25 protein-coding genes are annotated in these 25908 nt (G+C 53.4%); 11 read left to right on the plus strand and 14 right to left on the minus strand.

Annotated elements, in window-relative coordinates; genetic code table 11:
- Positions 1-44: 44 nt before the first annotated feature.
- Complete coding sequence (locus VIJ98_RS02250; RefSeq protein WP_323272059.1) at positions 45-5576, minus strand: glutamate synthase-related protein; 5532 nt, start codon at positions 5574-5576, stop codon at positions 45-47.
- Between the two features lie 902 nt (positions 5577-6478).
- Here VIJ98_RS02250 and arcB point away from each other — a divergent pair.
- Both arcB and mtgA read left to right on the plus strand, forming a co-directional pair.
- Positions 6479-8833 carry an aerobic respiration two-component sensor histidine kinase ArcB gene (arcB, locus tag VIJ98_RS02255; protein WP_154154520.1) on the plus strand — a complete coding sequence of 785 codons (2355 nt, stop codon included), beginning with the start codon at positions 6479-6481 and terminating at the stop codon, positions 8831-8833.
- 876 nt (positions 8834-9709) lie between these two features.
- Complete coding sequence (gene mtgA, locus VIJ98_RS02260) at positions 9710-10432, plus strand: monofunctional biosynthetic peptidoglycan transglycosylase (protein WP_323272061.1); 723 nt, start codon at positions 9710-9712, stop codon at positions 10430-10432.
- Positions 10433-10437: 5 nt separating this feature from the next.
- Here mtgA and npr read toward each other — a convergent pair whose 3' ends face one another.
- From npr to VIJ98_RS02315, 11 genes are all read right to left on the minus strand, one after another.
- On the minus strand, positions 10438-10710 hold the full coding sequence (gene npr / locus VIJ98_RS02265) for a PTS phosphocarrier protein NPr (RefSeq protein ID WP_008104379.1): 273 nt from the start codon (positions 10708-10710) through the stop codon (positions 10438-10440).
- On the minus strand, positions 10707-11561 hold the full coding sequence (rapZ, locus tag VIJ98_RS02270) for an RNase adapter RapZ (protein WP_008104378.1): 855 nt from the start codon (positions 11559-11561) through the stop codon (positions 10707-10709). The genes npr and rapZ overlap by 4 nt, the downstream gene beginning before the upstream one ends.
- A gap of 52 nt (positions 11562-11613) precedes the next feature.
- Positions 11614-12096, minus strand: coding sequence for a PTS IIA-like nitrogen regulatory protein PtsN (gene ptsN / locus VIJ98_RS02275; RefSeq protein ID WP_175501705.1), 483 nt, complete (start codon positions 12094-12096; stop codon positions 11614-11616).
- Between the two features lie 160 nt (positions 12097-12256).
- On the minus strand, positions 12257-12544 hold the full coding sequence (gene hpf, locus VIJ98_RS02280; RefSeq protein WP_008104375.1) for a ribosome hibernation promoting factor: 288 nt from the start codon (positions 12542-12544) through the stop codon (positions 12257-12259).
- Positions 12545-12565: 21 nt separating this feature from the next.
- Positions 12566-14005 carry an RNA polymerase factor sigma-54 gene (gene rpoN / locus VIJ98_RS02285; protein WP_154154511.1) on the minus strand — a complete coding sequence of 480 codons (1440 nt, stop codon included), beginning with the start codon at positions 14003-14005 and terminating at the stop codon, positions 12566-12568.
- A 48-nt stretch (positions 14006-14053) separates the two neighbouring features.
- Positions 14054-14779, minus strand: coding sequence for an LPS export ABC transporter ATP-binding protein (gene lptB / locus VIJ98_RS02290; RefSeq protein ID WP_008104371.1), 726 nt, complete (start codon positions 14777-14779; stop codon positions 14054-14056).
- Positions 14780-14784: 5 nt separating this feature from the next.
- Complete coding sequence (lptA, locus tag VIJ98_RS02295) at positions 14785-15339, minus strand: lipopolysaccharide ABC transporter substrate-binding protein LptA (RefSeq protein WP_036648348.1); 555 nt, start codon at positions 15337-15339, stop codon at positions 14785-14787.
- A complete protein-coding gene (lptC, locus tag VIJ98_RS02300; protein ID WP_036648345.1) occupies positions 15314-15886 on the minus strand; it encodes an LPS export ABC transporter periplasmic protein LptC in 573 nt (190 codons plus the stop codon). Before lptC ends, lptA begins: the two co-directional genes overlap by 26 nt.
- A complete protein-coding gene (kdsC, locus tag VIJ98_RS02305) occupies positions 15883-16449 on the minus strand; it encodes a 3-deoxy-manno-octulosonate-8-phosphatase KdsC (RefSeq protein ID WP_154154508.1) in 567 nt (188 codons plus the stop codon). The genes lptC and kdsC overlap by 4 nt, the downstream gene beginning before the upstream one ends.
- Positions 16450-16462: 13 nt before the next feature.
- Positions 16463-17443, minus strand: coding sequence for an arabinose-5-phosphate isomerase KdsD (kdsD, locus tag VIJ98_RS02310; RefSeq protein ID WP_110868082.1), 981 nt, complete (start codon positions 17441-17443; stop codon positions 16463-16465).
- 13 nt (positions 17444-17456) lie between these two features.
- A complete protein-coding gene (locus tag VIJ98_RS02315) occupies positions 17457-18440 on the minus strand; it encodes a calcium/sodium antiporter (protein ID WP_008104362.1) in 984 nt (327 codons plus the stop codon).
- A 227-nt stretch (positions 18441-18667) separates the two neighbouring features.
- Here VIJ98_RS02315 and mlaF point away from each other — a divergent pair, with 227 nt between their 5' ends.
- From mlaF to murA, 7 genes are all read left to right on the plus strand, one after another.
- On the plus strand, positions 18668-19483 hold the full coding sequence (mlaF, locus tag VIJ98_RS02320) for a phospholipid ABC transporter ATP-binding protein MlaF (RefSeq protein WP_008104360.1): 816 nt from the start codon (positions 18668-18670) through the stop codon (positions 19481-19483).
- Positions 19484-19487: 4 nt separating this feature from the next.
- Positions 19488-20270 (plus strand): lipid asymmetry maintenance ABC transporter permease subunit MlaE, encoded by a 783-nt coding sequence (gene mlaE / locus VIJ98_RS02325; RefSeq protein ID WP_007886633.1) that lies wholly within the window; start codon positions 19488-19490, stop codon positions 20268-20270.
- 4 nt (positions 20271-20274) lie between these two features.
- On the plus strand, positions 20275-20811 hold the full coding sequence (gene mlaD, locus VIJ98_RS02330; protein ID WP_008104357.1) for an outer membrane lipid asymmetry maintenance protein MlaD: 537 nt from the start codon (positions 20275-20277) through the stop codon (positions 20809-20811).
- 18 nt (positions 20812-20829) lie between these two features.
- Positions 20830-21465 carry a phospholipid-binding protein MlaC gene (mlaC, locus tag VIJ98_RS02335; RefSeq protein WP_036648371.1) on the plus strand — a complete coding sequence of 212 codons (636 nt, stop codon included), beginning with the start codon at positions 20830-20832 and terminating at the stop codon, positions 21463-21465.
- On the plus strand, positions 21465-21770 hold the full coding sequence (mlaB, locus tag VIJ98_RS02340; RefSeq protein WP_258144450.1) for a lipid asymmetry maintenance protein MlaB: 306 nt from the start codon (positions 21465-21467) through the stop codon (positions 21768-21770). Before mlaC ends, mlaB begins: the two co-directional genes overlap by 1 nt.
- A gap of 114 nt (positions 21771-21884) precedes the next feature.
- Complete coding sequence (ibaG, locus tag VIJ98_RS02345) at positions 21885-22142, plus strand: BolA family iron metabolism protein IbaG (protein ID WP_008104351.1); 258 nt, start codon at positions 21885-21887, stop codon at positions 22140-22142.
- Between the two features lie 46 nt (positions 22143-22188).
- Positions 22189-23448, plus strand: a complete 1260-nt coding sequence (murA, locus tag VIJ98_RS02350; protein WP_008104349.1) for a UDP-N-acetylglucosamine 1-carboxyvinyltransferase — start codon at positions 22189-22191, stop codon at positions 23446-23448.
- A gap of 67 nt (positions 23449-23515) precedes the next feature.
- Here murA and VIJ98_RS02355 read toward each other — a convergent pair whose 3' ends face one another.
- Both VIJ98_RS02355 and ispB read right to left on the minus strand, forming a co-directional pair.
- Positions 23516-23797, minus strand: coding sequence for a helix-turn-helix transcriptional regulator (locus tag VIJ98_RS02355; protein ID WP_154154499.1), 282 nt, complete (start codon positions 23795-23797; stop codon positions 23516-23518).
- Between the two features lie 235 nt (positions 23798-24032).
- Entirely contained in the window at positions 24033-25004 is a 972-nt protein-coding gene (ispB, locus tag VIJ98_RS02360; protein WP_008104346.1) for an octaprenyl diphosphate synthase, read from the minus strand.
- A gap of 253 nt (positions 25005-25257) precedes the next feature.
- Here ispB and rplU point away from each other — a divergent pair, with 253 nt between their 5' ends.
- Both rplU and rpmA read left to right on the plus strand, forming a co-directional pair.
- Positions 25258-25569 (plus strand): 50S ribosomal protein L21, encoded by a 312-nt coding sequence (rplU, locus tag VIJ98_RS02365; RefSeq protein WP_007886644.1) that lies wholly within the window; start codon positions 25258-25260, stop codon positions 25567-25569.
- Positions 25570-25584: 15 nt separating this feature from the next.
- Positions 25585-25842, plus strand: coding sequence for a 50S ribosomal protein L27 (gene rpmA, locus VIJ98_RS02370; protein WP_007886647.1), 258 nt, complete (start codon positions 25585-25587; stop codon positions 25840-25842).
- Positions 25843-25908: the final 66 nt, after the last annotated feature.

Here is a 25908-nt window from a genome sequence, read left to right on the forward strand (position 1 = left end):
TCAAAATATAAAAACTAAATTACACATGTTCAGTAGCACTGTAATCAGGAAAGTTTCCCGACCGCAGCAGCGATTTCTGGCAGTGCAGCACGCGCAAAAAGCTCTTCAAAATCAGGCAGATGGCCCAGGACTTCACGGTTGCAGGCATCCTGATAAATGATCCAGCCGTATGTCGCCAGGCTGTCCATGGAGCGAATGTTGCGCTGCGTTAATGCCGCTTTGTAATCTGCCATACGTTTAGCGGCGATCAGGCTTGCCAGCTCGTCATCGCTGTAGCTCTCAATCGCAGAGCGTGCATGACGTTGCAGTCGGCTTATTAAGGTGAAATCTTCGGTCATCAGCAGATTGCGTACCGCTTTTTCCACCGCTGGATCTTCCACCGCCGTGCCTTTCGGCAGTTTGCCCAGCGCCAGCTGCTGCGCGAGGCTGAGTACGGTGTAGTTGTTCAGCAGAACAAACATCTCCAGCGTATCTGTCGCGCCGTAAGCCGGAACAGCACCGTTAGCAATGGTTTTACCGTCACGCCAGGCCGATTTGAACTTCGTCACCTGATGCGCAGCCAACGACGTTGAGAGCTCTTCGAGCAAGTCTTTACGTGATTTGGCTTTGAGGATTTCGGTGCCATCCTGATACAGCAGCAGTGAACGCGGCATCACATATACAAAGTGATGGCACTCGGTTTCCCAGTTATCCAGCAGCCAGGCCGCGCGCGGCGATTGGGTCGCTTCCAGATGCCAGTTCAGCATGGTCAGCACTGCTTGTTTGTGCACCTGCGCCATTTCATCTTCATCGGCGATGGAGCCAAACAGCACCGAATCACCTGCCGCGTGCGCAGCCAGCGATCCATACGGGTCGTACTGGTAAGCGAAACCGCCGCTCATGCCGTTGCCGAAGCCTTTACCAAAGGTGCCAAGGTTAAGAATGGCGCCGTTGGTCATGTATTCGCAGCAGAAGTCACCAACGCCTTCAACTACTGCGGTTGCGCCGGAGTTACGCACGGCGAAGCGGTCACCCGCCTGGCCCTGTACGAACAGACGGCCACCGGTTGCGCCAAACAGCGCGAAGTTACCGATCAACACGTTGCCATCGCTGTCCTGTGCGCCGCCGCCTGGTGACATCACCACCAATTCGCCGCCGCATTGGCCTTTACCGACACCGTCGTTGCAGGTGCCGTAATGCTTCATCTGCATGCCGTCGTTGCAGAATGCGCCGAACGACTGGCCTGCAGAACCGCTGGTATTAATCAGCACGCTACGCGGTGCCAGATAATGACGACCGCGATCGTCTTTCATTACCGCTGGCAATGCTGCCAGTTGATCTTTAGGTAATTCATGGTTCAGCATGCGCTCGATATCGATCGCCAGTTGACCGCCCACGCTCTTGTTACGGTTGTTCAGGGTGATGCCCGCGCCCAGCGCGATTTCACGGCTTCCTTCACCAACCAGCTGCGTTTTCAGCTCGTTAACCCAGCCATCATCCAGTTCAAAGTCTTTTTCCAGATACACCGGCTTAGCAATTTTCTGCTCTGGCACCACGGTCAACATCGCGCGCAGATCCAGTTTGCCGACTTCCAGCGGGTGATCCATCAAGTGCAGAAGATCCGAACGGCCGCGCGCTTCACGTAATGAACGCAAGCCGAGGCGGGCGAGGAACTCACGCACTTCCTGCGCCACGTTGATGAAGTACTGCGCCAGCTGACGCGGATCACCATCAAAGGCTTCGGCGTTGGTGGTTAAACCGGCCGGGCATTTGACGTTACAGTTTTTCGCCATCACGCATTTCAACATCATCAGCGCGGTGGTGCCGAACTCGAAGCTGTCGCCACCGAGCAGGGCAGATTTGATCACATCGCTGCCGGTCTGCTGCGCGCCGGAGCAGCGCAGCTGCACTTTGTCGCGCAGGCCGTTAGCACACAGCGCCTGATGCACTTCAGCGATACCGATCTCCGCGACGCGGCCGGTATATTTCAGGCTGGTAACGGAAGCCGCGCCGGTGCCGCCGGTGTTACCCGCGACGTTAATCACATCCGCGCCGGCTTTCGCCACGCCGACGGCGATGGTGCCGATACCTTCAGATGAAACCAGCTTGACGATGACGCGCACACGCGCGGCTTTACAGTCGTGGATCAGCTGTGCCAAATCTTCGATGGAGTAAGTGTCGTGGTGCGGTGGCGGTGAAACCAGCTCAACACCCGGCGTACCGCCACGCGCGGCGGCAATTTCAACGGTCACTTTCGGTGCCGGCAACTGACCGCCTTCACCGGGCTTAGCGCCCTGGCCGATTTTGATCTCCAGCTCTTCCAGCATCGGGTCGGCCAGATAAGCCGCCCAAACGCCGAAACGACCAGATGCCAACTGCTTGATACGTGACGCGCGGATGGTGCCGTGACGTGAATAGTGCTCGCCACCTTCACCGCAGTTACTCATGCCGCCAACCATGTTGGTACCGTGCGCGACAGCTTCGTGCGCCGGCGCCACCAGCGCACCGTGGCTCATCGCACCGGAGGCAAAGGTACGCGTAATTTCATGTGCAGGTTGAATCTCTTCCAGCGGCAGCGATGGCAGCGCGGTGAAGATCAGCGACAGATAATCAGCGGCTTTGCCGTAAGCGGTGATGTGCAGTACGCCATCCGCCACGCTGCTGCTTTCGATATCGTCGGTGAAACGGGTTTTCAGCGCACGCGCCAGCGCTTCCAGGCGCTCGTTCTCTGGTTTCAGGCCAGCAATCGCATCGATCAGACGCAGCTCAAACTGGTTCAGGCTGCCGTTCACCGCTTCACACTTCAGGCCTCGCGTAGCGAAGCCGTTGTTCACCAGCGAGTAGCGGCCCAGTTTGCGGCCGAATTCGGCTTCGCTATCAACGTGGGTCAAATCGCACGGCAGCGCAAGGATGTCGCGCAGCGCCGCTGGACGACGTTTACGCTCGGCATGCATCAGGCCGGAGAACTGACGGTAATCAGGCGTGATGGCAAAGGTGTCGATCACATCATTCGGGATGCGCTCAAAGCTGCTGTCTTTAAAGGCTTCTGCTTTGATGTTGAATGCGTTATCCAGTTTGGCCAACGTCATCAAACGAATAAAGTTGTCCTCTTCGCGCTCTTTATTAGCAAAGCGAATCGGCTGTTCCGTCATGTCGATAAAGGTACGTACCGCGATGGTACCGTACGAGTGTCCCGCGCCTTCAGCACGCTCTTTGAACAGGCCGAGCAATGGCACTTCCGCTTCGCCCTGAATTTTCAATGAGCTCTGGTGCCAATCTACCGCCATCTGAGCGATCGCCGGGAAGCCCGCGCCGCCGACAGGAGTTTTGATATTCGGGAAATATTTCTTCAATACCGGATCGTCGGTATTCAAGAAGTTCGGCTCGAAGAATTCGCCGCAGCTGTAGCTCTCAACGGTACACAGGCCGACTTTACCCATGGTTTTCATCAGCGCTTTTTCGGCTGCTTTGGCATAGCGTTTAAAGGCTTTGTTGCCTTCTTCGCCTTCACCGAATTTCTCTTCCGCACGCATCTGCACGCCGAGTGGGTAAACGGCAGAAGCACCAAAGCCCAGCGTCGCCGCAATATGGTGTGAAGAGATGCTTTGACCACTTTCGACCACCAGCGAAACATCCAGACGCAGACCTTCCTGCACTAAGCGCTGGTTGATCGCCGACACCATCAGCAGCATCGGAATCGCTGCATGCGTTGAGGAGATATGACGGTCGGTGATCACCGCGATGCCGCCTTGCTGGCGTGCGAAATCCACCACCTGCTGGGCTAAGTCATCAATGGCTTTTTCCAGCGCGTTGGCGTTGGCCGCACGGCTGACGATATCTTTGCCAACTACCGGCTCGTACAGCATCTCGAAGCGCGCATAAGGTGCGACGGTTTGCTCGCGCAGGCGCAGCATGTCGAGGTGCGTCAGAATTGGCGTTGGAACAATGATTTGCTGACCTTTGCTGCGGCCGAGATGCGGTTTTGCACCCAGAGCAACACGCAGCGTCATGCCGTCCGCTTCACGAATCGAATCGAGCGGCGGGTTGGTGACTTGTGCAAAACGTTGTGAGAAGTAGTGCGCCATGCCGCCTTCGTGATCGGACAGGCCGTTGATGGCGTTGCCGTAACCCATTGCTGAGATCTTCTCAGCGCCGGTTTGCAGCATCGGGTCCATCATGAATTTGAAGCTTTCCTGGTTGTAGTAGTAGGCGACAAAACGCTGATAGGTTTTGAGGTCTCCACGATAACGCAGCGGCGAGCCGAGCTGCTCTGCCTGAATTTCCGGCAAGTCGGCGAGATCGATACGCGCTTTGCCCAGCAGCGACAGGTAATCTTTTTCAGCCGCCAGTTTTTCCAGCGCTTCAACCGTGGTGTAAGAGCGTTTCTCTTTGTGATCGTAATAGAGCATGCCGCCCGCTTCGATACGGCCACGACGCAGTACGCTTTCCGGTGGGAAGGCGATCTGGCCTGCTTCAGACATCGCACCGATGTATTCCGCAGTTTCAACGGAACGCAGTGGACGGAGGCCGAGGCGATCAAGACGCGCGCCGATCACTTCACCGTTACCGAAGATCAGCGCAGCTGGACCATCGTTCTTCTCTTCATATAAAGAGAAGTACTCGAGCATGGCGCGCACTTCGTTCGAGAGTGACGTATCGTTCTCCCACGCCGGCGGCATCATCGAAACCACGGCGTTGATCAGGTCGAGATTATCTTCCATCAAGCGGCTGTGGATGCTCTGGTCGAGACGTGAGCTGTCTGACTGACCTTTTGGACGCACGATTTTTTTACCGCGCGCCAGCATCAGTGCCGCTTCAGCGATGCGGTTTTTACGATCGGTATTCAGCTCGCCGTTGTGCGCCATTAAGCGGAACGGCTGCGCCATGGTGGTGTGCGGATCGGTGTTAGTCGAGAAGCGGGTGTGGAAGAACAGCCCGCGCACCTGATGGTCCGCATCGGTCAAATCTTTGAAGTACGGGATCACTTCGTTGGAGTTCAGGCGTGCTTTAAATACCTGCGTGCGCGAAGAGAGCGAGAGCGGATAGAGGCCGCCGAATTCGCTTTCGGTAAAGGCACGTGCTTCGATATCCAGCAGCGCGCGATAAATCAGGCGCTCGAATTCGAGTTGTTCAGTCACTTCCTGCGGCGCAGCAAAAATCCACTGCACAATCGGCAGCTGGAACTGCAAGGCGGCCGGGCGCGTCACGCTGCCGTCCAGCGGCATATCGCGTTTTACTAATACCGGGAAGTTATGCGCCGCCAGCGTTTCTTCAACCAAACGCTCAGCGTTGGCACGCAGCTCTGCATCTTTTGGCACAAAAAAGTTACCGACGCCGAAACGGCCGGCTTCCAGCGCCAGACCGGTAACCTTGCGGAAGAAGTTCAGGGAGAGATCGACGTTTACACCCGCGCCATCGCCCACGCCTTCGGCAGACATGCCGCCACGGTGCGGGACTGTGCATAGCGCGCTATGGGCCATCCGCAGAATCTCATGAGTCTGCTCGCCGTCCTTACGGGTAATGAAACCTACACCACAGCTGTCACTTCCGGCTGATGGGTCATACAAACCATAGGGATTCGGTTTTTGCGTGGACATTGAGAGTCTCCTTAAACTTCTTTTGACATTACCTGCATTATTTCGCGTACCGCAGCGTGGCATTTAGAACCAACGCGGCGGTATCAATTCTTGTGCCGCTCAGTAAAGAGCGGGCGTCGCAGCACCGAGCAAGGGCTCTCAAGACACTGTTGTCACGTCCTTAATGAGCTGCTCTTTTTATTCCGGTCTCTTTCGGGAGATAGCTTGCATCCAGAGGGAGGCTTCTTGCTGCATAGATATGCCGAGACACAGGCCCACCAGGAAAGCTTCCAGTGGAATTCCAACTTATCGGGAAAGCGAACTCAGGTCAAATAGCCAGCTTTGTTGCGGGTAATTGGCTTTTTCGTCACTTAATTAAATGATTATTAAGGTTTTATTGCGTAAATTTATGTCAATCTCCCGCTGAGCATTCCCCCAGGAAGTGTGAGCCGTCTCACTGTGACCCAGCCCTCTAATATCCAAACAATGCTGGCAGAAAGGGTTATAACAGCATTTAATTCTGTTGGGGGCAGTTGATACACAGCATGTATCTGTTTTTCTTATGGCGTCATATTTGAATCAAAATGGGGCTGCCATTAGTAAAATTAATCACGCGAGGCGTGCTTAAAAAATCACTTAAGTTGAATGGGTATGCAATAAAGAGGTGCAACCATCAGGAAAAATGGCTGCCAGGGTGCTGATTAGCACAGGATGTTGAGATAAGGCCCGCAAAAGCGCGGCCCTCCAGATTATTCAGTTGGCAGAATTAGTCAAGCGCTTTGCGCATATAGAAGGGAACGTCGGCGAAATCGCGCTGCGATGCACCATTACAGGGCATAACCCGCGTGATATGGCAGGGTGAAGCGGGGCAGCGCAGCGATAATTACGCTATCATGAGCCAGATTTCGTTCAGGGAGCTCGTAATGAAACAGATTCGTCTTTTAGCGCAGTACTACGTTGATTTGATGGTCAAACTCGGCCTGGTGCGTTTTTCGCTACTGTTAGCCTCGGCGCTGGTCGTACTGGCGATGGTGGTGCAGATGGCCGTCACCATGGTGTTGCGCGGACATGTGGAAAGCATCGACGTTGTCCGCTCCATCTTCTTCGGTCTGTTAATTACGCCCTGGGCAGTCTATTTCCTCTCGGTGGTGGTCGATCAGCTGGAAGAGTCACGCCAACGCCTGTCAAAACTGGTGGATAAGCTGGAAGAGATGCGTACGCGCGATCTCGAGCTTAATCAGCAGATGAAGGAGACCATCACCCAGCTTAATCAGGAAATTAATGATCGTATTAAAGCTGAGCAGGCGCGTGAGCAGGTGATGGATAAGCTACGCGAAGAGATGGCACGACGCGAGCAGGCGCAAATCGAGCTGGAACAGCAATCCTCCTTCCTGCGCTCTTTCCTGGATGCATCACCGGATTTGGTGTTCTACCGCAACATTGATAAGCAGTTCTCCGGTTGTAACCGCGCCATGGAACTGCTAACCGGCATGAGCGAAAAGCAGTTGATTGGCCTGACTCCGCGCGATATCTACGATGACGAAGCCGCCACTAAAGTGCTGGAAACCGATGAGAAAGTGTTCCGCCACAATGTATCGCTGACGTACGAACAGTGGCTGCAATATCCCGACGGGCGCAAAGCCTGTTTCGAAATCCGTAAAGTGCCCTATTACGATCGCGTGGGTAAACGCAGTGGCCTGATGGGCTTTGGCCGCGATATTACTGAGCGTAAGCGCTATCAGGACGCGCTGGAGAACGCCAGCCGTGAGAAGACCACCTTTATTTCTACTATCAGCCACGAGCTCCGTACGCCGCTGAATGGCATCGTTGGGCTGAGCCGCATCCTGTTGGATACCGATCTCAATCAGGAGCAACTCAAGTACCTCAAAACCATCCACGTTTCAGCCATCACGCTGGGCAACATCTTCAATGACGTGATCGAAGTGGACAAAATCGAGCGCCGTAAAGTGCAGCTGGATAATCAACCGCTTGATTTCACCGGTTTCCTCGCCGATCTGGAAAATCTCTCTGGCCTGCTGGCGCAGCCAAAAGGGCTGAAGTTTGTTATGGCGCCAGAGTTGCCGCTACCGCATAAAATCTCGGCGGATGGTACGCGCTTGCGTCAGATTCTGTGGAACCTGATTGGCAACGCCGTGAAATTTACCCAGCAGGGCGAGATTGTGGTGCGCGTCGCCTATCGTCAGGATGAAACGCTGCACTTTGAAGTGCAGGATTCCGGCATGGGCATTCCGCAGGAAGAGCAGGATAAGATCTTCGCGATGTACTACCAGGTGAAAGATCAACATGGCGGCAAACCGGCGACGGGTACCGGCATCGGTTTAGCGGTTTCGCGTCGTCTGGCACAGGCGATGGGCGGCGATATCAGTGTCAGTAGCGTCGCGGGGCAGGGTTCCTGCTTTACCGTCGAGATCAACGCGCCACGCGTCGCTGAGGAAGTTGAAGACGATAATCTGGATGACAGCATGCCGTTGCCGGCGCTGCACGTGTTGCTGGTGGAAGATATCGAGCTCAACGTCATCGTGGCGCGGTCGGTGCTGGAGAAGCTGGGCTGCAGCGTTGACGTCGCGATGACCGGAACGGACGCGCTGGCTATGTTTGATCCGCAGGAGTTCGATCTGGTGCTGCTCGATATTCAGCTACCGGATATGACCGGCCTCGACGTGTCGCGTGCTATCCACCAGCGTTATGCCGATGTGGCGCTGCCGCCGCTGGTGGCATTGACCGCCAACGTGCTGAAAGACAAAAAAGAGTATCTCGATGCTGGCATGGATGATGTGTTGAGCAAACCGCTTGCCGTGCCAGCGCTGACGGCGGTGATCAAGAAGTTCTGGGATTATCAACCTGAGCAGGAAGAGATAGCCGTCGAATCATCAGACGAGCAGTCACGCACGCTGTTAGATGTGGCGATGCTGGAACAATACATTGAGCTGGTTGGCCCAGGATTGATTACCCAAAGCCTCACTATATTTGAGCAGATGATGCCGGGTTATCTCGACGTGCTGGATTCCAACATGATGGCACGCGATCAAAAAGGCATAGCTGAAGAAGGGCACAAGATCAAAGGTGCAGCAGGTTCGGTTGGCTTACTGCATTTGCAGCAGTTAGCGAAACAGATTCAGTCGCCAGAATTGCCAGCGTGGTGGGACAACGTGCAAGAGTGGGTTGACGAATTAAAACAGGAATGGCTCAAAGACGTGAACGTGTTACGTGAATGGGTAGCAGAGCGGGAAAAATTACAGGACGTTAGAAAAAAATGACCCCAGTCGAAACTGGGGTGCGCGAATACTGCGCCAACACCAGGGAAATGGGTACTGCTGCTATTATTAGAAATCGAATAAGAAAGCAACAGTTCGGTATTGGTTAACGCTTCAAAATCACCTTAACAAATTCGCCAATGCTTGCGACAAGATTCATTAAATTGTGTGATGTTGAGCAGCGATTAAATACAGAAAACATTAATTTGCTGACACAGTCAAGCAAGGAATTAATTTCTTTGCCATATTGCACTTTTTTTGACCAAATGTTCTGCTTTTTGCCTGGTTTTGCTGCAGTGAGCGGCAGGAAAAGCCTGACACAAGCATGGAAAATCTGATTCTGACAAAAAATTGAGGTTAAGTAAGATTAACACTCTGATATTGATGGATAAAAACAGATTTTTCGGCGGGTTATCCAAAACGTTTTGGAAACCTTAAACGGAAAGTTCCAGTTTATAGTTTATTGAATAATGTAAACCAAACGTGCGGTAAATCGCTTTACCATCCGTGAGGTCGAATGCATGCAGGATCAGACAGATTTGGGCGCATTTTTCAGAATGGTCTCTGTTATCAATGAACAAGTTCGAACAACAATAAAATTGATAGTTAAGCATCATGAAAGCATTTACGTGAGCGATATCACATTCAGTTAAGTGTTCATGCATGCAGCATTTGATCTATTTATCGTTATGGAACCGATTCCTTTTTGGCGGAAGTGCTTGATGTGATTGGCTCTAATAGAGGAACACTGATTGCGATGGCAACAATTTTCCAGACGTCTTAACCAGTCTGAGGATAAAATTTAGTGGTTAATCGTTGGTATTCGCTATCGTGACTTGGGTGATTGATTAATACAGGGAACAGGTAAGAGAAAATTGCATGAGCAAGAGTAAAGGAACACTGGGAAAACGTATTAAAGTGCTGATTGCTAAAGCGCTACTGGCCTGGCTTGGCATCTGGTTAGCGGGCATTTTGCTGTTTGCATTTTTACCGGTACCGTTCTCGGCGGTGATGGTGGAACGGCAAATCACCGCCTGGTTTACTGGGCGCTTTGATTTTGTGGCGCACTCGGATTGGGTCGGCATGGACGAAATCTCGCCGTGGATGGCATTAGCAGTTATCGCTTCTGAGGATCAAAAGTTTCCCGAGCATTGGGGCTTTGATGTCGATGCCATCCAGTCAGTGCTGGATAACGATGGCAATGAACGCATGCGCGGTGCTTCAACGCTTTCACAGCAGACGGCGAAAAACCTGTTTCTGTGGGATGGTCGCAGCTGGTTGCGTAAAGGGCTGGAAGCAGGATTAACGGTGGGAATCGAAACCGTATGGACTAAGCGGCGTATCCTGACGGTTTATCTCAATATCGCAGAATTTGGCGACGGCGTGTTTGGTGTGGAAGAAGCTTCACAGCGCTATTTCCATAAACCCGCTAGCCGCCTGACGATGTCTGAAGCGGCGTTACTGGCAGCAGTGCTGCCCAATCCGATCCGTTTCCGCGCCGATGCGCCTTCAGGCTACACGCGGCAGCGGCAGCAGTGGATTATGCGGCAGATGCGCCAGTTGGGCGGCGAGGGTTTCCTCAATCGCTACAAGCTGCACTGATAGGTTTAATCCTCGTCAAAGCCCGCTTCAAACAGTTCTATAACCGCTGCCAGCGCCTGCTCTTCCTGCGGGCCGCTGGCTTCAATCTCAATATGGCCGCCTTTCGCTGAGTCGAGCATCAGCAGCGCAATCACGCTGCTGGCTTCGGCTTCGGTGCCCGATTCGTTACGCAGCAACACTTCAGCATCAAAACTCTGCACCAGCTCGAACAGCTTCATTGCCGGACGCGCGTGCATGCCCAGCTTGTTACGAATCTCAACGGTTTGCTTCACGGTCATGATTTGCGTTTTTCCAGAGTGCGATGACGAGATTGCACGTTTTTACCGCGTGAACGGAAATAATCCGCCAGTTGCTCAGCGATATACACTGAACGATGCTTCCCGCCGGTACAGCCAATGGCGACGGTGAGATAGCTGCGGTTATTGGTTTCCAGCATCGGCAGCCACAGTTCCAGATAGCTGCGCGTTTGATAGATAAAGTTGTGCACTTCGGTGTGACGATCGAGGAAGGCGGCAACCGGACGATCCAGGCCGGTCATCGGACGCAGCTTAGGATCCCAGTGCGGATTTGGCAGGAAACGCACATCGAAGACATAATCGGCATCGATCGGAATGCCGTGTTTGAAGCCGAATGACTCAAACACCATGGTCAGTTCACGCTCGCGCTTGCCCAGCAGGCGCGTGCGCAGCATCTCCGCCAATTCATGAACCGACATCTCGGACGTATCGATAATCAGATCGGCGCGTGAGCGCAGCGGCTCCAGCAGATCGTTCTCTTCGTCGATAGCACTTTCCAGCGACAGATTTTTGCTGGAGAGCGGATGCAGGCGACGCGTATCGCTGTAGCGGCGAATCAGCGTGTTGCGATCGGTATCGAGAAACAGCAGCTGCGGCGAGAAGGTATCCGGCAGATTATTGAGCGCGGCTTCAAAGACTTCCGGTGATTCCGGCATGTTGCGCACGTCAATGCTGACCGCCGCAGAAATATTGCGTTCGGTTAAGGTATTCGCCAGCTCCGGTAGCAATACCACCGGCAAGTTGTCGACACAGTAGAAGCCCATATCTTCAAGGGCACGCAGCGCGACTGATTTTCCTGAGCCTGACCGACCGCTAACGATCATCAGCACCATCACATTTCTCCCGTTTTAAACCGGCGAACAGGCCGGTAAAAGTGTTTCTCGCTTAAGAGTGTGCTTCCTGAGCTTCTGTGATAATGGCGTAGAGCTCTTCGTCGCTCTGTGCCGCACGCAAACGACGACAGACGGTTTTATCCGCCAGACGTTTGGCAACCAGCGAAAGCGTGTGCAAATGGGTTTTACACTGGTCCGCAGGTACCAGCAGGGCAAACAGCAGGTCAACCGGCTGATTGTCTACCGCATCAAAAGCGATAGGCTGATCGAGGCTGATAAACACGCCGACAGCGCGTAAGGTGTCCTCCTCCAGCTTGCCATGTGGAATGGCGATACCGTTGCCAATACCGGTACTGCCCATACGTTCGCGGGTCAGGATGGCTTCGAAAAGCGTCTGGTGCGGCAGATTGAGCTGCTTCGCTGCCAGCTCGCTGATAATTTCCAGCGCGCGTTTTTTACTCTGGCAGTGTACGCCGCTACGGGTACAGTCCAGTGAAAGGACCGAGCTCAATTCCAGTGTTAGATCGTTGTTCATCATCGTTTCACTTGCGAGTTCACATAGCCGCGAGGTTCAGGCGATTGATTTCATTGCCGTTCGCCCGCTGGCGCTTGCGCAGATGACAAAACGGGGCGGTAATATCCGCCCCATTTATGCTCTAAGTGCCGAATCAGTCAGCACTCTGCAAGCGTGAAGGTTAGTGTTTTTTCAGTTTGTCTTTGTGTTTGGTCAGCTGACGGGAAAGCTTGTCGATTAACCCGTCGATGGCCGCGTACATGTCTTCCGCTTCCGATGTGGCGTGCAGCTCCCCGCCGTTGACGTGCAGTGTTGCATCCGCAATCTGCGTCACCTTCTCTACCTTCAGAACAATATAAACCTGATTGATACGATCAAAATAGTGTTCCAGTTTGGCAAATTTGGTATTTACAAATTCACGCAGAGGTTCGGTAATTTCAACATTAAGGCCGGTAAGGTTTAGCTGCATAGGTCTTCCTTCTTCGTTCGGTCAAACCAGCTGTTTACGCTGGTTTGATGGCGGTATAGATAAAGACTCGCGATATTTAGCAACCGTACGTCGCGCTACCATGATGCCCTGTTCGGATAACATGGAGGTCAGTTTGCTGTCGCTCAAGGGTTTTGCGGGGTTTTCCGCCGAGATTAATTTTTTCACTAATGCACGAATCGCCGTGGACGAGGCTTCGCCACCGCCTTCGGTGTTGACGTGACTGGAGAAAAAATACTTCAGTTCAAAGATGCCACGCGGGCTGTGTAAATACTTTTGCGTGGTCACGCGGGAAATAGTGGATTCGTGCATATCAACAGCCTGAGCGATATCCGCCAGCACCATTGGACGCATGTACTCCTCACCCTGCTCAAAAAATGCCTGCTGCTGTTCAACGATACAGCGTGTCACTTTCAGCAGCGTGTCGTTACGGCTCTCCAGGCTCTTAATTAGCCACTTGGCTTCCTGTAAATTGCTACGAATAAACTGATTATCGCTTTCGTTACGGCCAGCTCCGCCCATCGCAGCATACTGCTGATTGATTTTCAGGCGCGGCATGCTGTCGGAATTCAGTTCAACCGTCCAGCGCTTGCTGATTTTGCGCACCAGCACATCGGGAATGACATATTCCGGTTCGCTTGTATTGATTGACTGGCCAGGGCGCGGATCGAGTGACTGAATCAGCAACATCGCCTCTTTCAGCACCTCTTCCTTCAGACGCGTTACGCGCATCAGGCTGCGGAAATCATGGTTGGCCAGCAGATCAAGATGTTCGCTCACAATCAGGCGCGCTTCCGCGAGCATGGGCGTAGCGGCATCATATTGCGAAAGCTGCACTAACAGGCAATCACGCAAATCACGGGCACCGACGCCGACCGGATCGAAACGCTGCACGCGTTTGAGCACGGCTTCAACTTCTTCCAGCGTTAGCTCTTCATCGCCAATACTGTCATAAATATCTTGTAAGCTGACGGTGAGATAGCCGGTGTCGTCAATGGCATCAACAATGGATGTAGCGATGGCGCGATCGGTATCAGTGAACGGCGTTAACTCAACCTGCCACATCAGGTAATCCTGCAGCGATTGCGTGGTTTCGCCCTGATAGATTGGCAGTTCGTCATCCTGGTAATCGGTGCCGGTGCCTGACGGCGTGCCCGCAGTGTAGATTTCGTCCCAGGTGGCATCGAGCGGGAGATCTTCAGGCATGTCTTTCTGTTCAAGAGCTTCACGCGTGTCTAATGAATCACTCTCTTGTTCCTGAAATTCGCGTGCGTCGACTTCTTCGTGCAGATCGGTTTGTTCAAGCAGCGGATTGCTTTCCAGCGCCAGTTGGAGTTCTTGCTGGAGTTCAAGCGTAGAGAGTTGCAGCAAGCGAATGGCTTGCTGCAACTGTGGTGTCATCGCCAGCTGTTGGCTGAGCCTGAGTTGCAAACCTTGCTTCATAATTCGGTTAGAATTTCCTAAGCAAACGTAGGGTGTTACGACACCTTATCAGAGTCTGAACTCTTCGCCCAAATAAACACGCTTAACCTGCTCATCTACAAGAATTTCATCAGGCGTGCCATGGGCAATTAAATGACCCTGGCTAACGATATAAGCGCGTTCACACACCGCGAGGGTTTCACGCACGTTGTGGTCGGTAATCAGCACGCCAAGGCCGCTGTCACGCAGATGCTCGATGATTTTCTTGATGTCGATAACCGAAATGGGGTCAACACCGGCAAAAGGCTCATCCAGCAGGATGAATTTCGGATTAGCGGCCAGCGCGCGAGCAATTTCCACACGACGGCGTTCACCACCCGACAGCGCCTGGCCCATGCTGTCGCGCAGATGGCCGATATGGAACTCTTCCATCAGCTCGTTGGCACGATCCTGACGCTGCTCTTCTGTCAGATCATCACGGATCTGCAGCACCGCCATTAGGTTGTCGTACACGCTCAGGCGGCGGAAGATCGAGGCTTCCTGCGGCAGATAGCCGATACCGCGACGGGCGCGCGCATGCAGCGGCAGGATGCTGATGTCTTCATCATCAATCACGATGCGGCCCGCATCGCGCGGCACAATTCCCACCACCATGTAAAAGGTGGTGGTTTTACCGGCACCGTTCGGGCCCAGCAGGCCGACAATCTCGCCGGATTTTACCTGCAGGCTAACATCTTCCACCACGCGGCGGCCTTTGTAGGCTTTCGCCAGGTTCTCAGCGATTAGTGTAGCCATAGCAATCAGTTACTCTTTTTAGGGCTCGCGGACGAACCGTTTTTGTCCTGCAGCTGCGACGGAACCAGAACGGTGGTCACGCGCTTGCTGTCACCCTGGCTGAACGCCTGCATCTTCTGCTCTTTCACCAGGTAAGTGATGCGGTCGCCTTTGATGTTGCTGTCCTGCTGCTGAATGAAGGCATTACCGGTCAGCTCAACAAAATCGTTCGCCAATTCATAGTGCAGTTTACTGGCGTGGCCTTGCACCGGCTTGCCGTTATCCTGCATTTGATAGAAGGTCGCTGGCGTGCCGTAAGCATCAACGATGGTTTTCTTGCTATCGCCGCCCGGACGGGTGACGACCACTTTATCGGCGGTAATCTTGATGGAACCCTGGGTCACAATCACGTTGCCGGTAAAGGTCGCGACGTTGCCCTGCAGGTCTAGCGCCTGGTTGACGGAGTCAATATTCACCGGCTTGTCTGAGTCACCGGTTAATGCCAGCGCAGGCAGGCTCGTTGCCAGCAGCGTACTTACCAGCAATAACTTAAGGCTATTTTTGTTCATTTTGAATTTCATAGGAAGTTTTGACCTTTTCAAGCAGCTCAGCGTGTTTCGTCCGTAAATTGCCGCGCATTTTCATGCCAGTGGAATTAAAACTGCGGCCAAAAAGGGTGACTTGATCGTCAGATGTCACATCCTGGGTGACCAAATTAACCTGAGCGTTATCGGTAAGGATGCGCTCAAGCTGTGAATCCTGCGTCAGGGTATTGACGACAACGTTGCCATAAAGATAAAGCATACGATCTTTAGTCAGCTTTGCCTTATCGGCGCGCACCGACCATGTCGCGACTTTGTTTACGTCATAGGTGGTCATCACCGGATTATCGAACCAACTTATCTCATCGGCAGCAAAGTAGGTGACTTTATCGGAGACCAGTTTATAGCCCAGCGCGCCTGTTGGGTTATACACCACCGTGTTCGATTTCTCGCTGGTGTAGGTCGGCGCTTGATCGTTGGTCGCCACCGGCGTTCTGTCGTCATCCTGGTTGGTGAGATTCCAGCCGATCAGCACTAAGGCGATCAAGGCCAGGATCAGCGTCATCCAACGCCTGCTCTTACTCATATTGATTGCCCTTTGGCATCCTCAAATTTGTTCTGCGCCATCAAAATCAGATCGCACAACTCACGTACAGCGCCGCGGCCACCGGCAATGCGGGTAACATAATGCGCGCGCGGCAGTAAAATCGGGTGGGCATCGGCAACGGCCACGCTCAAACCCGCCTGCGCCATCACCGGCCAGTCGATCAGGTCATCGCCAATATAGGCGACCTGATCGGCGGTTAATGACAGTTTATCCAGGAGTTCCCGCCAGGCCAAAAGCTTATCCGATTGTCCCTGGTAAAGATGCGTAATGCCGAGCGTCTTACAGCGATCTTCCAGCAGTTTTGCTTTGCGGCCGGTAATAATAGCCACTTCGATGCCGGAGGTCAGCAGGCAACGCACGCCATAACCATCGCGCACGTTAAAAGCTTTCAACTCTTCACCGCTGTTACCCATGTAAATCACGCCATCCGACATCACGCCATCGACGTCACAAATCAGCAGGCGAATCTTCGCAGCACGCGCCATGACGTCCGCGCTCACCGGACCGTAGCAAGTCTCGACCATCGCCGTTTCAGCACTCATTGTTTCTTCCTGTTCAGACTACGCCAGCGCGCAGCATGTCATGCATATGTACCACACCGAGCAGGCGATCGTCATCGGCCACCAGCAGGGCGGTGATGTTTTTGTTTTGCATCAGATTAAGGGCATCGACCGCGAGCATATTCGGGCGTACGCGAATACCGCCGCTGGTCATCACTTCCTGAATGGTGGCTTTCTGGAAATCAATGCCCATATCGAACACGCGGCGCAAGTCACCATCGGTGAAGATGCCTTCGATTTTCATCAGGTCATCAACAATTACCGTTAAACCAAGATTCTTGCGGGTAATTTCCAGCAGTGCATCGCGCATTGAGGCATCACGGCTGACGTGTGGGATTTCATCGCCGCTGTGCATGATATCGCTGACGTGCAGCAGCAGTTTGCGGCCCAGCGCACCGCCGGGATGCGACAGCGCAAAATCTTCCTGGGTAAATCCGCGCGCTTCCAGCAACGCCACGGCCAGCGCATCACCCATGACTAAGGTCGCGGTGGTGCTGGTGGTCGGCGCCAGGCCGAGCGGACAGGCTTCCTGCGGCACTTTCACGCACAGATGCACATCCGCCGCGCGGCCCATCGCGCTTTCCGGGCGGCCGGTGATACAAATCAGCTGCACCTTCTGGCGCTTTAACACCGGCACCAACGCAAGGATTTCGCCGGACTCACCGCTGTTGGAAATCGCTATCACCACATCATTGGTGCTGACCATGCCGAGATCGCCGTGGCTGGCTTCACCGGGATGCACAAAGAAAGAGGGCGTTCCGGTGCTGGCAAAAGTCGCGGCCATCTTTTTACCGATATGTCCGGATTTGCCCATGCCCATCACCACCACTTTGCCACGGCAGGCAAAGATCATCGCGCAGGCGCGATCGAAATCGTCATTGATATATTGATCAAGCTGCTCCAGCCCTTCGCGTTCGATGCGCAGCACCGCTTTACCTGCTTGCTGGAAATCGAAATCCGGTTGCTGATGTGACATGGTCAGTCCGTCCTTAATAGCTTGTGATAAGCATGGGGCTAAGCCACAGCCACAGCACCCACGCGATAAAACCACCTAATAATAGTGTGCCTGCGATACGGCCAATACGGCGTTTGCGCAGCAGGCAGAGCAGGGCGAACAGCACGCTCACCGCCAGCATCACCCAGTAATCACGCGCGAAGGCATGCGCATCAACGCTACCGGGATGAATCAGCGCTGGCAGGCCGAGCACAATCGCCAGATTGAAAATGTTGGCACCGATCAAGTTACCGATAGCGATATCGTCCTCACCTTTCAGCGCGCCGGCCACAACGGTGGCCAGTTCGGGCAAGCTGGTGCCGACGGCAATCAGCGTCAGGCCCATCACCAGTTCGCTCACACCGAAGTAGTCGGCAAAGACGGTGGCGTTGTCGATCACCATCCGCGTTGACATCGGCAGAATAATTAGCGCGACTGCCAGCCACAGAAAGGCCACGGTGTTGCCGGCTTCATCGCGCGGCAATTCGGCCAGCTGTTCACGGGTTAGCGTGTCGTTATTATCACGTTCAGCACGGCGAGCAATGCGGATCACCACCAGCAGATAACCCAGCGCGATCAGTAGTAGCGCAACGCCATCGAGACGACTCAGATGATTATCAAACAGCATGATGCCGCTGAGCAGTGAGACTAGCAGCATTAATGGCAGTTCGCGCCGAATCAGATTGGAGTGTACTGTCAATGGATGGAGCAACGCTGCGCCACCCAGAATCAAGAGAATGTTGGTGATGTTCGAGCCCAGCGCAGTGCCGACCGCTAAATCCATCTGTCCATGCTGCGCAGCTGAAAATGAGACGATCAATTCCGGCAATGATGTGCCAATGCTCACCACCGTCATACCTATGATCAGCGGTGGGATGCCAAAGGATCGACAGAGGATCGCGGCGCTAAATACCAGACGGTCGGCGCCGTAAACCAGTAAAATCAATCCGATAAACAGCAAGGCAGAGGCTACGAACATTAAAAATCCTTGATGGATGGAGGTGTCGGCGAACCTTGTCCGACAGGTAAAAACATTCTGCACGCACTAACAGGCGCTGATTTTGACTGTCTGAGAGGCAAAAGTAAATTTTAAGGCCGTTTTCGCCACACTAAGTGGGTAAGTTTCTGTAAAACTATCGTGCATTCGAGGCTACCAGGCTACCATCCACCGCTTTGATAGCGCCCGATCCGCATAAAGAGGTAAAGATGATCCAGCAGCAAACGAATCTGGTTGAGGTTCGTGGCGTCAGTTTCACGCGCGGAGATCGTACAATCTTTGACGATATCTCGTTAACGGTACCCGCCGGCAAAGTCACCGCGATTATGGGGCCGTCCGGAATTGGTAAAACCACGCTTTTACGTCTGATTGGCGGGCAATTACAGCCCGACAAAGGCGAGATTTGGTTCCGCGATCAGAATATCCCGACGCTTTCCCGCACGAAATTGTACGAAGCGCGTAAAAAAATGAGCATGCTGTTTCAGTCAGGCGCGCTGTTTACCGATCTCAACGTGTATGAAAACGTTGCCTGGCCGTTGCGTGAACATACGCAGTTGCCGCCAGAACTGTTGCACAGCACCGTATTGATGAAGCTGGAAGCGGTGGGATTGCGTGGTGCTGCGAAACTGATGCCTGCCGAACTCTCTGGCGGTATGGCGCGGCGTGCGGCGCTGGCGCGTGCTATCGCGCTGGAACCGGAACTGATCATGTTCGATGAGCCTTTTGTCGGCCAGGATCCGATCACCATGGGTGTACTGGTGAAGTTAATTGACGAACTGAATCATGCTTTGGGCCTGACCTGCATTGTGGTTTCACACGATGTGCCTGAGGTATTGAGCATTGCCGATCATGCCTATATTGTTGCCGGACAAAAAATTATTGCTCAGGGCAGCGCGCCGGAACTTCGGGAAAATCCCGATCCGCGTGTGCGCCAGTTTATCGAGGGTCATGCGGATGGTCCGGTGCCGTTTCGCTTTGCCGCTGGCGATTATCTCAGCGACTTGACCCGCTCAGGGAGAACGTAAACTGATGTTGTTACAGGCGCTAGCGTCATTTGGACGTCAGGGAATTAATACCTGTGCCGCTTTTGGCCGCGCAGGCCTCATGCTATTTCATGCACTGGTGGGTAAGCCGGCGTTTCGTCGCCATGCGCCGCTGCTGGTAAAACAGCTCTACAGCGTGGGCGTGTTATCTTTGCTGATCATCGTGGTATCCGGCCTGTTTATTGGCATGGTACTGGGTCTGCAAGGCTATCTGGTGCTCACCACCTACAATGCTGAAACCAGCCTTGGCATGCTGGTGGCGCTCTCGCTGCTGCGAGAACTCGGTCCGGTCGTCACGGCGTTGCTGTTTGCAGGCCGTGCAGGTTCAGCGTTAACCGCTGAAATCGGGCTGATGAAAGCCACCGAACAGCTCTCCAGCATGGAGATGATGGCCGTCGATCCGTTACGTCGTGTGGTATCACCGCGCTTCTGGGCCGGCTTTATCAGCATGCCGCTGCTGGCGCTGATCTTTACCGCCGTCGGTATTGCCGGTGGCGCGCTGGTGGGCGTGAGCTGGAAAGGGATCGATCCGGGTTTCTTCTGGTCGGCGATGCAGAACGCGGTGGATTTCCGCACTGATGTCGTTAACTGCATGATCAAAAGCGCGGTCTTTGCCGTTACGGTAACCTGGATTGCGCTATTTAATGGCTATGATGCCATCCCGACCTCGGAAGGGATCAGTCGGGCGACGACGCGTACCGTGGTGCATGCTTCACTGGCGGTACTCGGTTTGGATTTTGTGCTGACAGCACTGATGTTTGGGAATTGATGCAATGCAAAGCAAGAAAAACGAAATCTGGGTTGGCGTCTTCATGCTGGCTGCGCTGCTGGCGCTATTATTCCTCGCCCTACGCGTCGCCGATCTCAAAACAATCGGCACCGAACCGACGTGGAAGATGTATGCCACCTTCGATAATATCGGCGGACTGAAAGTCAGTTCTCCGGTAAAAATTGGCGGCGTGCTAATTGGTCGGGTGTCAGATATCGCGCTGGATGAGAAAACTCTTTCACCGCGTGTAACCATGGATATCAGCGATAAATTCGCCAATAAGATTCCAGACACCAGCTCATTAGCCATCCGCACCCAAGGTCTGCTTGGTGAGCAGTTCCTGGCGTTGAATTTAGGTTTTGACGATCCCGAGCTTGGCTCATCGATGCTGAAAGATGGCGGCACCCTGCGTGACACCAAATCGGCACTGGTGCTGGAAGACCTGATCGGTCAATTCCTCTATAAGAGCGGCGATAACAAACCCGACAACAAATCCCAGGGCGCGGAGAGCGCACCAGCAGCACCTGCAACAACGGAATAACCTACGAGGTAAAACATGATGTTTAAACGTTTACTGATGATTGCTGTGTTGGCAATCGCACCGCTGGCAGCCAACGCCGCAGCGGATCAAACTAATCCTTACAAGCTGATGAACGAAGCGGCGGATAAGACCTTTACCCGTCTGAAAAACGAACAGCCGAAGATTAAGCAGGATCCGAACTATCTGCGTGAAGTGGTGCGTCAGGAACTGATGCCGTACGTGCAGGTAAAATATGCCGGTGCGTTGGTTCTCGGTCGCTATTATCGTGATGCGACACCGGCGCAACGTGATGCCTACTTTGCCGCGTTCGGTGATTATCTGGCGCAGGCTTACGGCCAGGCGCTGGCGCTGTATAACGGTCAAACTTACCAAATCCAGCCGGAACAGCCGATTGGCGATGCCAATATCGTGGCGATTCGCGTCACCATTATCGATCCGAACGGGCGTCCGCCAGTGCGTCTCGATTTCCAGTGGCGTAAGAACAGCCAGACCGGCAACTGGCAGGCGTATGACATGGTGGCTGAAGGCATCAGCATGATCACCACCAAACAGAATGAGTGGGGCGATCTGTTGCGCACCAAAGGCATTGATGGCCTGACGGCTCAGCTGAAAGTCTATGCAGCACAGCCGATCACCCTGGATAAAAAGCAATAATGAGTGAACCGTTACGCTGGCAGCGTACTGCCAGCACGCTGGCCCTAAGCGGCAAATTAGATCGTGATACCTTGCTGACCTTGTGGCAGGAACGCGAAACTGCGGTGGCGGATATCACCACCATTGATGTTGCCGGGCTGGAAAGGGTGGATTCAGCGGGTTTAGCGCTGCTGGTGCATCTGCGTGAAATCGCGCGAGCCCAAGGCAGCGCGCCACTTTTCTCTGGGGTCTCCGATAAACTCCAGTCGCTGATCACGCTGTATAACCTGCAGCAGATTATTGTTTCTGCGGAAAAAATCGCCTGATCTGCGGATGTCGAAGCTAAGCCCCTGATTTTTTCAGGGGCTTTTGCGTATTTAAGAGTCAGGCGCTTTCCTCTAAGATGGCAACCTTATTATTATTAAGCGAAGTAACGAGCAATGGAAAATAGTGAAGTTCAGGCCGTGCTGATGCAGGCGCTGGCATTAGAAGAAGTACACGTACTCAGCAACGATGGCAGCCATTTTCAGGTCATCGCGGTGGGCGAAATGTTCGGCGAACTGAGCCGCGTGAAGAAGCAGCAGGCTGTGTATGCGCCGCTGATGGAATATATTGCGGATAACCGTATTCATGCGGTTTCCATCAAAACTTATACCCCAGCCGAGTGGGCGCGCGACCGTAAACTCAACGGTTTCTAAGTGCCTCACCGGTTGTTTTATTGATAGATAATTGAGAGCCGTGTTAATGGACAAATTTCGTGTGCAAGGCCCCACTCGTTTAAGTGGTGAAGTGACCATTTCCGGGGCGAAGAATGCTGCGTTGCCGATTCTGTTTGCTGCACTGCTGGCTGAAGAGCCGGTAGAGATTCAGAACGTACCGAAGCTGCGTGATATCGATACCACCATGAAGCTGCTGAATCTGCTGGGTGCGCGCGTTGAGCGCAATGGTTCGGTCCACGTTGATGCTCGCGAAGTTAATGTTTTCAGTGCGCCATACGATTTAGTGAAAACCATGCGTGCTTCGATCTGGGCGCTGGGTCCGCTGGTGGCGCGCTTTGGTCAGGGCCAGGTTTCACTGCCGGGTGGTTGCGCTATCGGTGCGCGTCCGGTCGATCTGCATATTACTGGCCTGGAACAGCTGGGTGCAGAAATTAAGCTGGAAGAAGGCTACGTTAAAGCTTCTGTTAATGGCCGCCTAAAAGGTGCGCACATCGTGATGGATAAAGTGTCTGTTGGCGCTACCGTCACCATCATGAGCGCTGCTACGCTGGCTACCGGCATCACCATTATTGAGAACGCCGCGCGTGAGCCGGAGATTGTCGATACGGCAAACTTCCTCAATACGCTGGGCGCGAAAATCACGGGCGCGGGCACAGACAAAATCACCATCGAAGGTGTTGAGCGTCTGGGCGGCGGCGTTTATCGCGTTCTGCCAGATCGTATCGAAACCGGTACTTTCCTGGTCGCAGCAGCGATTTCACGTGGCAAAGTTGTTTGCCACAACACTAAGCCTGATACGCTGGATGCGGTGTTGTCTAAACTGCGTGAGGCTGGTGCAGAGATCGAAGTGGGCGAAGATTGGATCAGCCTGGATATGCACGGCAAGCGTCCAAAAGCGGTGAACATCCGCACGGCGCCGCATCCGGGCTTCCCAACTGATATGCAGGCGCAGTTCACGCTGCTCAACCTGGTGGCAGAAGGCACCGGTGTGATTACCGAAACCATCTTCGAAAACCGCTTCATGCATATCCCTGAACTGATTCGTATGGGCGCGCATGCGGAAATCGAAAGCAACACTGCGATTTGTCATGGCGTTGAAACCTTGTCGGGTGCGCAGGTGATGGCTACCGATCTGCGTGCATCAGCGAGCCTGGTGCTGGCGGGTTGTATTGCTGAAGGCACCACGTTAGTCGATCGTATCTATCACATCGACCGTGGCTATGAGCATATCGAAGATAAATTGAAAGCGATGGGTGCAAATATCGAGCGCGTAAGCGGCGAATAATTCTGCTTTTGCGCATTAAAAAACCAGTCACGGTAACGCGGCTGGTTTTTTTTCATCTGCAGCACACTCAGATCTTTTTACGATCCCTGGTCGATCGTATGCGCTTTTTGCGATCCATCAGCAGGCCGGTAAAAGGATCATAATATCGGCTCGGCCAGATCTCTGCCGGATGCACCTTGATTGCATTGGCGATTAGCCACTCGCCTTTGGGCCAGGGACGCGACAGCGCATTGGCCAATGTTGACGAGCTAAGCCCTGATTCACGTGACAGCGCTGCCAGTGATGTGCCTTTCTTACGTAATGCAGCAATGATATCTGCCGGGTGCCAATCCACTTTCCTTGGGTACATAACTTTCTTCTCCGTGTCCGTGTTATTACTTCATCTCCGCAGAAAAAGCTTTCCCGTTGCAGAGATATCTGGAAAAAACCCGCATTTTTATAGCAAATGTTTCCAGTTAATTTCCAGTAAATGTTTGAACGGCGCACGAAACTGCGTCGCTTTTCGCAAAAGCGATGCAAGCGATGTAAGTAAAAGGGGGAGAAGAGTGAGAAAGGAAACGGGACCAATGCAGGCCCCGTTAAAATCAGAAGTCGCGTTGTACTGACATGTGCGCCAGGGCTTCGAGTGCGCTGCGCCACGGGCTTTCGGGTAATACTTGCAGTGCTGAAATAGCTTTATCCGCCTCTTCTTCAGCACGTTTGCGCGTCCATTCCAGCGAGCCAGTTTGTTGCATCGCTGCCAGCACCGGTTCCAGCAGGTGACGACCGTTACCTTCTTCAATGGCTTTGCGGATCATCTGCGCCTGTTCAGGCGTTCCGTTGTGCATCGCGTGCAGCAGCGGTAGCGTCGGTTTACCTTCGCTCAGGTCATCACCGGTATTTTTACCCAGCGTTTCGCCATCCGCGCTGTAATCCAGCAAATCATCAATTAACTGGAAAGCGGTGCCAAGATAGCGACCATAATCCTGCAGCGCTTTTTCCTGCGCTGGCGACGCATCAGCTAAAATCGCCGATGCTTGCGAAGCTGCTTCGAACAGGCGGGCGGTTTTGCTGTAGATCACCCGCATGTAGCTCTCTTCAGTGATGTCGGGATCGTTGCAGTTCATTAACTGCAGCACTTCCCCTTCGGCGATCACGTTGACCGCTTCGGACATCAGCGCCAGGATCTTTAAGGATCCCATGCTGGTCATCATCTGGAATGAGCGCGTATAGATAAAATCGCCCACCAGCACGCTAGCCGCATTACCAAACGCGGCGTTCGCGGTGGCTTTGCCACGGCGCATATCGGATTCATCCACCACATCATCGTGCAGCAGCGTAGCCGTATGGATAAATTCGATCAGCGCCGCATTGGTGATGTGCAACGATCCCTGATAATTCAGCGCGCGTGCCGACAGCACAGCGATCATCGGACGGATGCGTTTGCCCCCGCCGCTGATAATGTAATAGCCCAACTGGTTAATCAGTGAGACTTCTGAATTCAGCTGCTCGAGGATGGTCTGGTTGACGGCCGCCATGTCCTGCGCGGTTAATTCATTAATCTGTTCTAAGTTCATTCGTCTTTTCAGCTTTACTCGTTTTTTGCATGGTAAGCGCTTTAAACAGCGTGAGTTCAGGTAATCTGTTACTGATTGTACTTGAAAAATCGGGTTGCGAAACGTTTGCATTCGCCTTGCGCTTTTTTTCTGCAAGAGAGTGCAAAGTGCTCTTGTCTTCTGCTGGAGTATTGCGTAGAATTCGCGCCCTATTGTGAATATTTATCGCGCCGCCTGATGAACAAGAAAGGCACGCGCAGAAGCGGAGTTTTATATGTACGCGGTTTTCCAAAGTGGTGGTAAACAACACCGAGTAAGCGAAGGTCAGACCGTTCGCCTGGAAAAGCTGGACATCGCAACCGGTGAAACCATTGAGTTTGACCAGGTTCTGATGATCGCAAATGGCGAAGACGTGAAAATCGGCGCGCCACTGGTTTCAGGCGGTGTGATCAAGGCAGAAGTTGTGGCTCACGGTCGTGGCGAGAAAATTAAAATCGTTAAGTTTCGTCGTCGTAAACACTACCGTAAGCAAGCTGGTCACCGTCAGTGGTTCACAGATGTGAAAATCACTGTGATCGGCGCGTAAGAGGAGATCTGACAAATGGCACATAAGAAGGCTGGTGGCTCGACCCGTAACGGTCGCGACTCCAACGCAAAACGTCTGGGTGTAAAACGTTTCGGTGGCGAATCTGTTCTGGCAGGTAGCATCATCGTTCGTCAGCGTGGCACCAAATTCCACGCAGGTAGCAACGTAGGTTGTGGTCGTGACCACACCCTGTTTGCCACCGCAGACGGCAAAGTAAAATTCGAGATTAAAGGCCCGAACAACCGTAAATATATCAGCATCGTTGCTGAGTAAGGTTGTCGTGCTGCAGGCGTCTAACGTCTGAATACACGAATGAAAGGCCCCGCAGCTTTGCGGGGC

This window comes from Pantoea sp. S18 (genome assembly GCF_045689705.1).
Lineage (GTDB): Bacteria > Pseudomonadota > Gammaproteobacteria > Enterobacterales > Enterobacteriaceae > Pantoea > Pantoea symbiotica.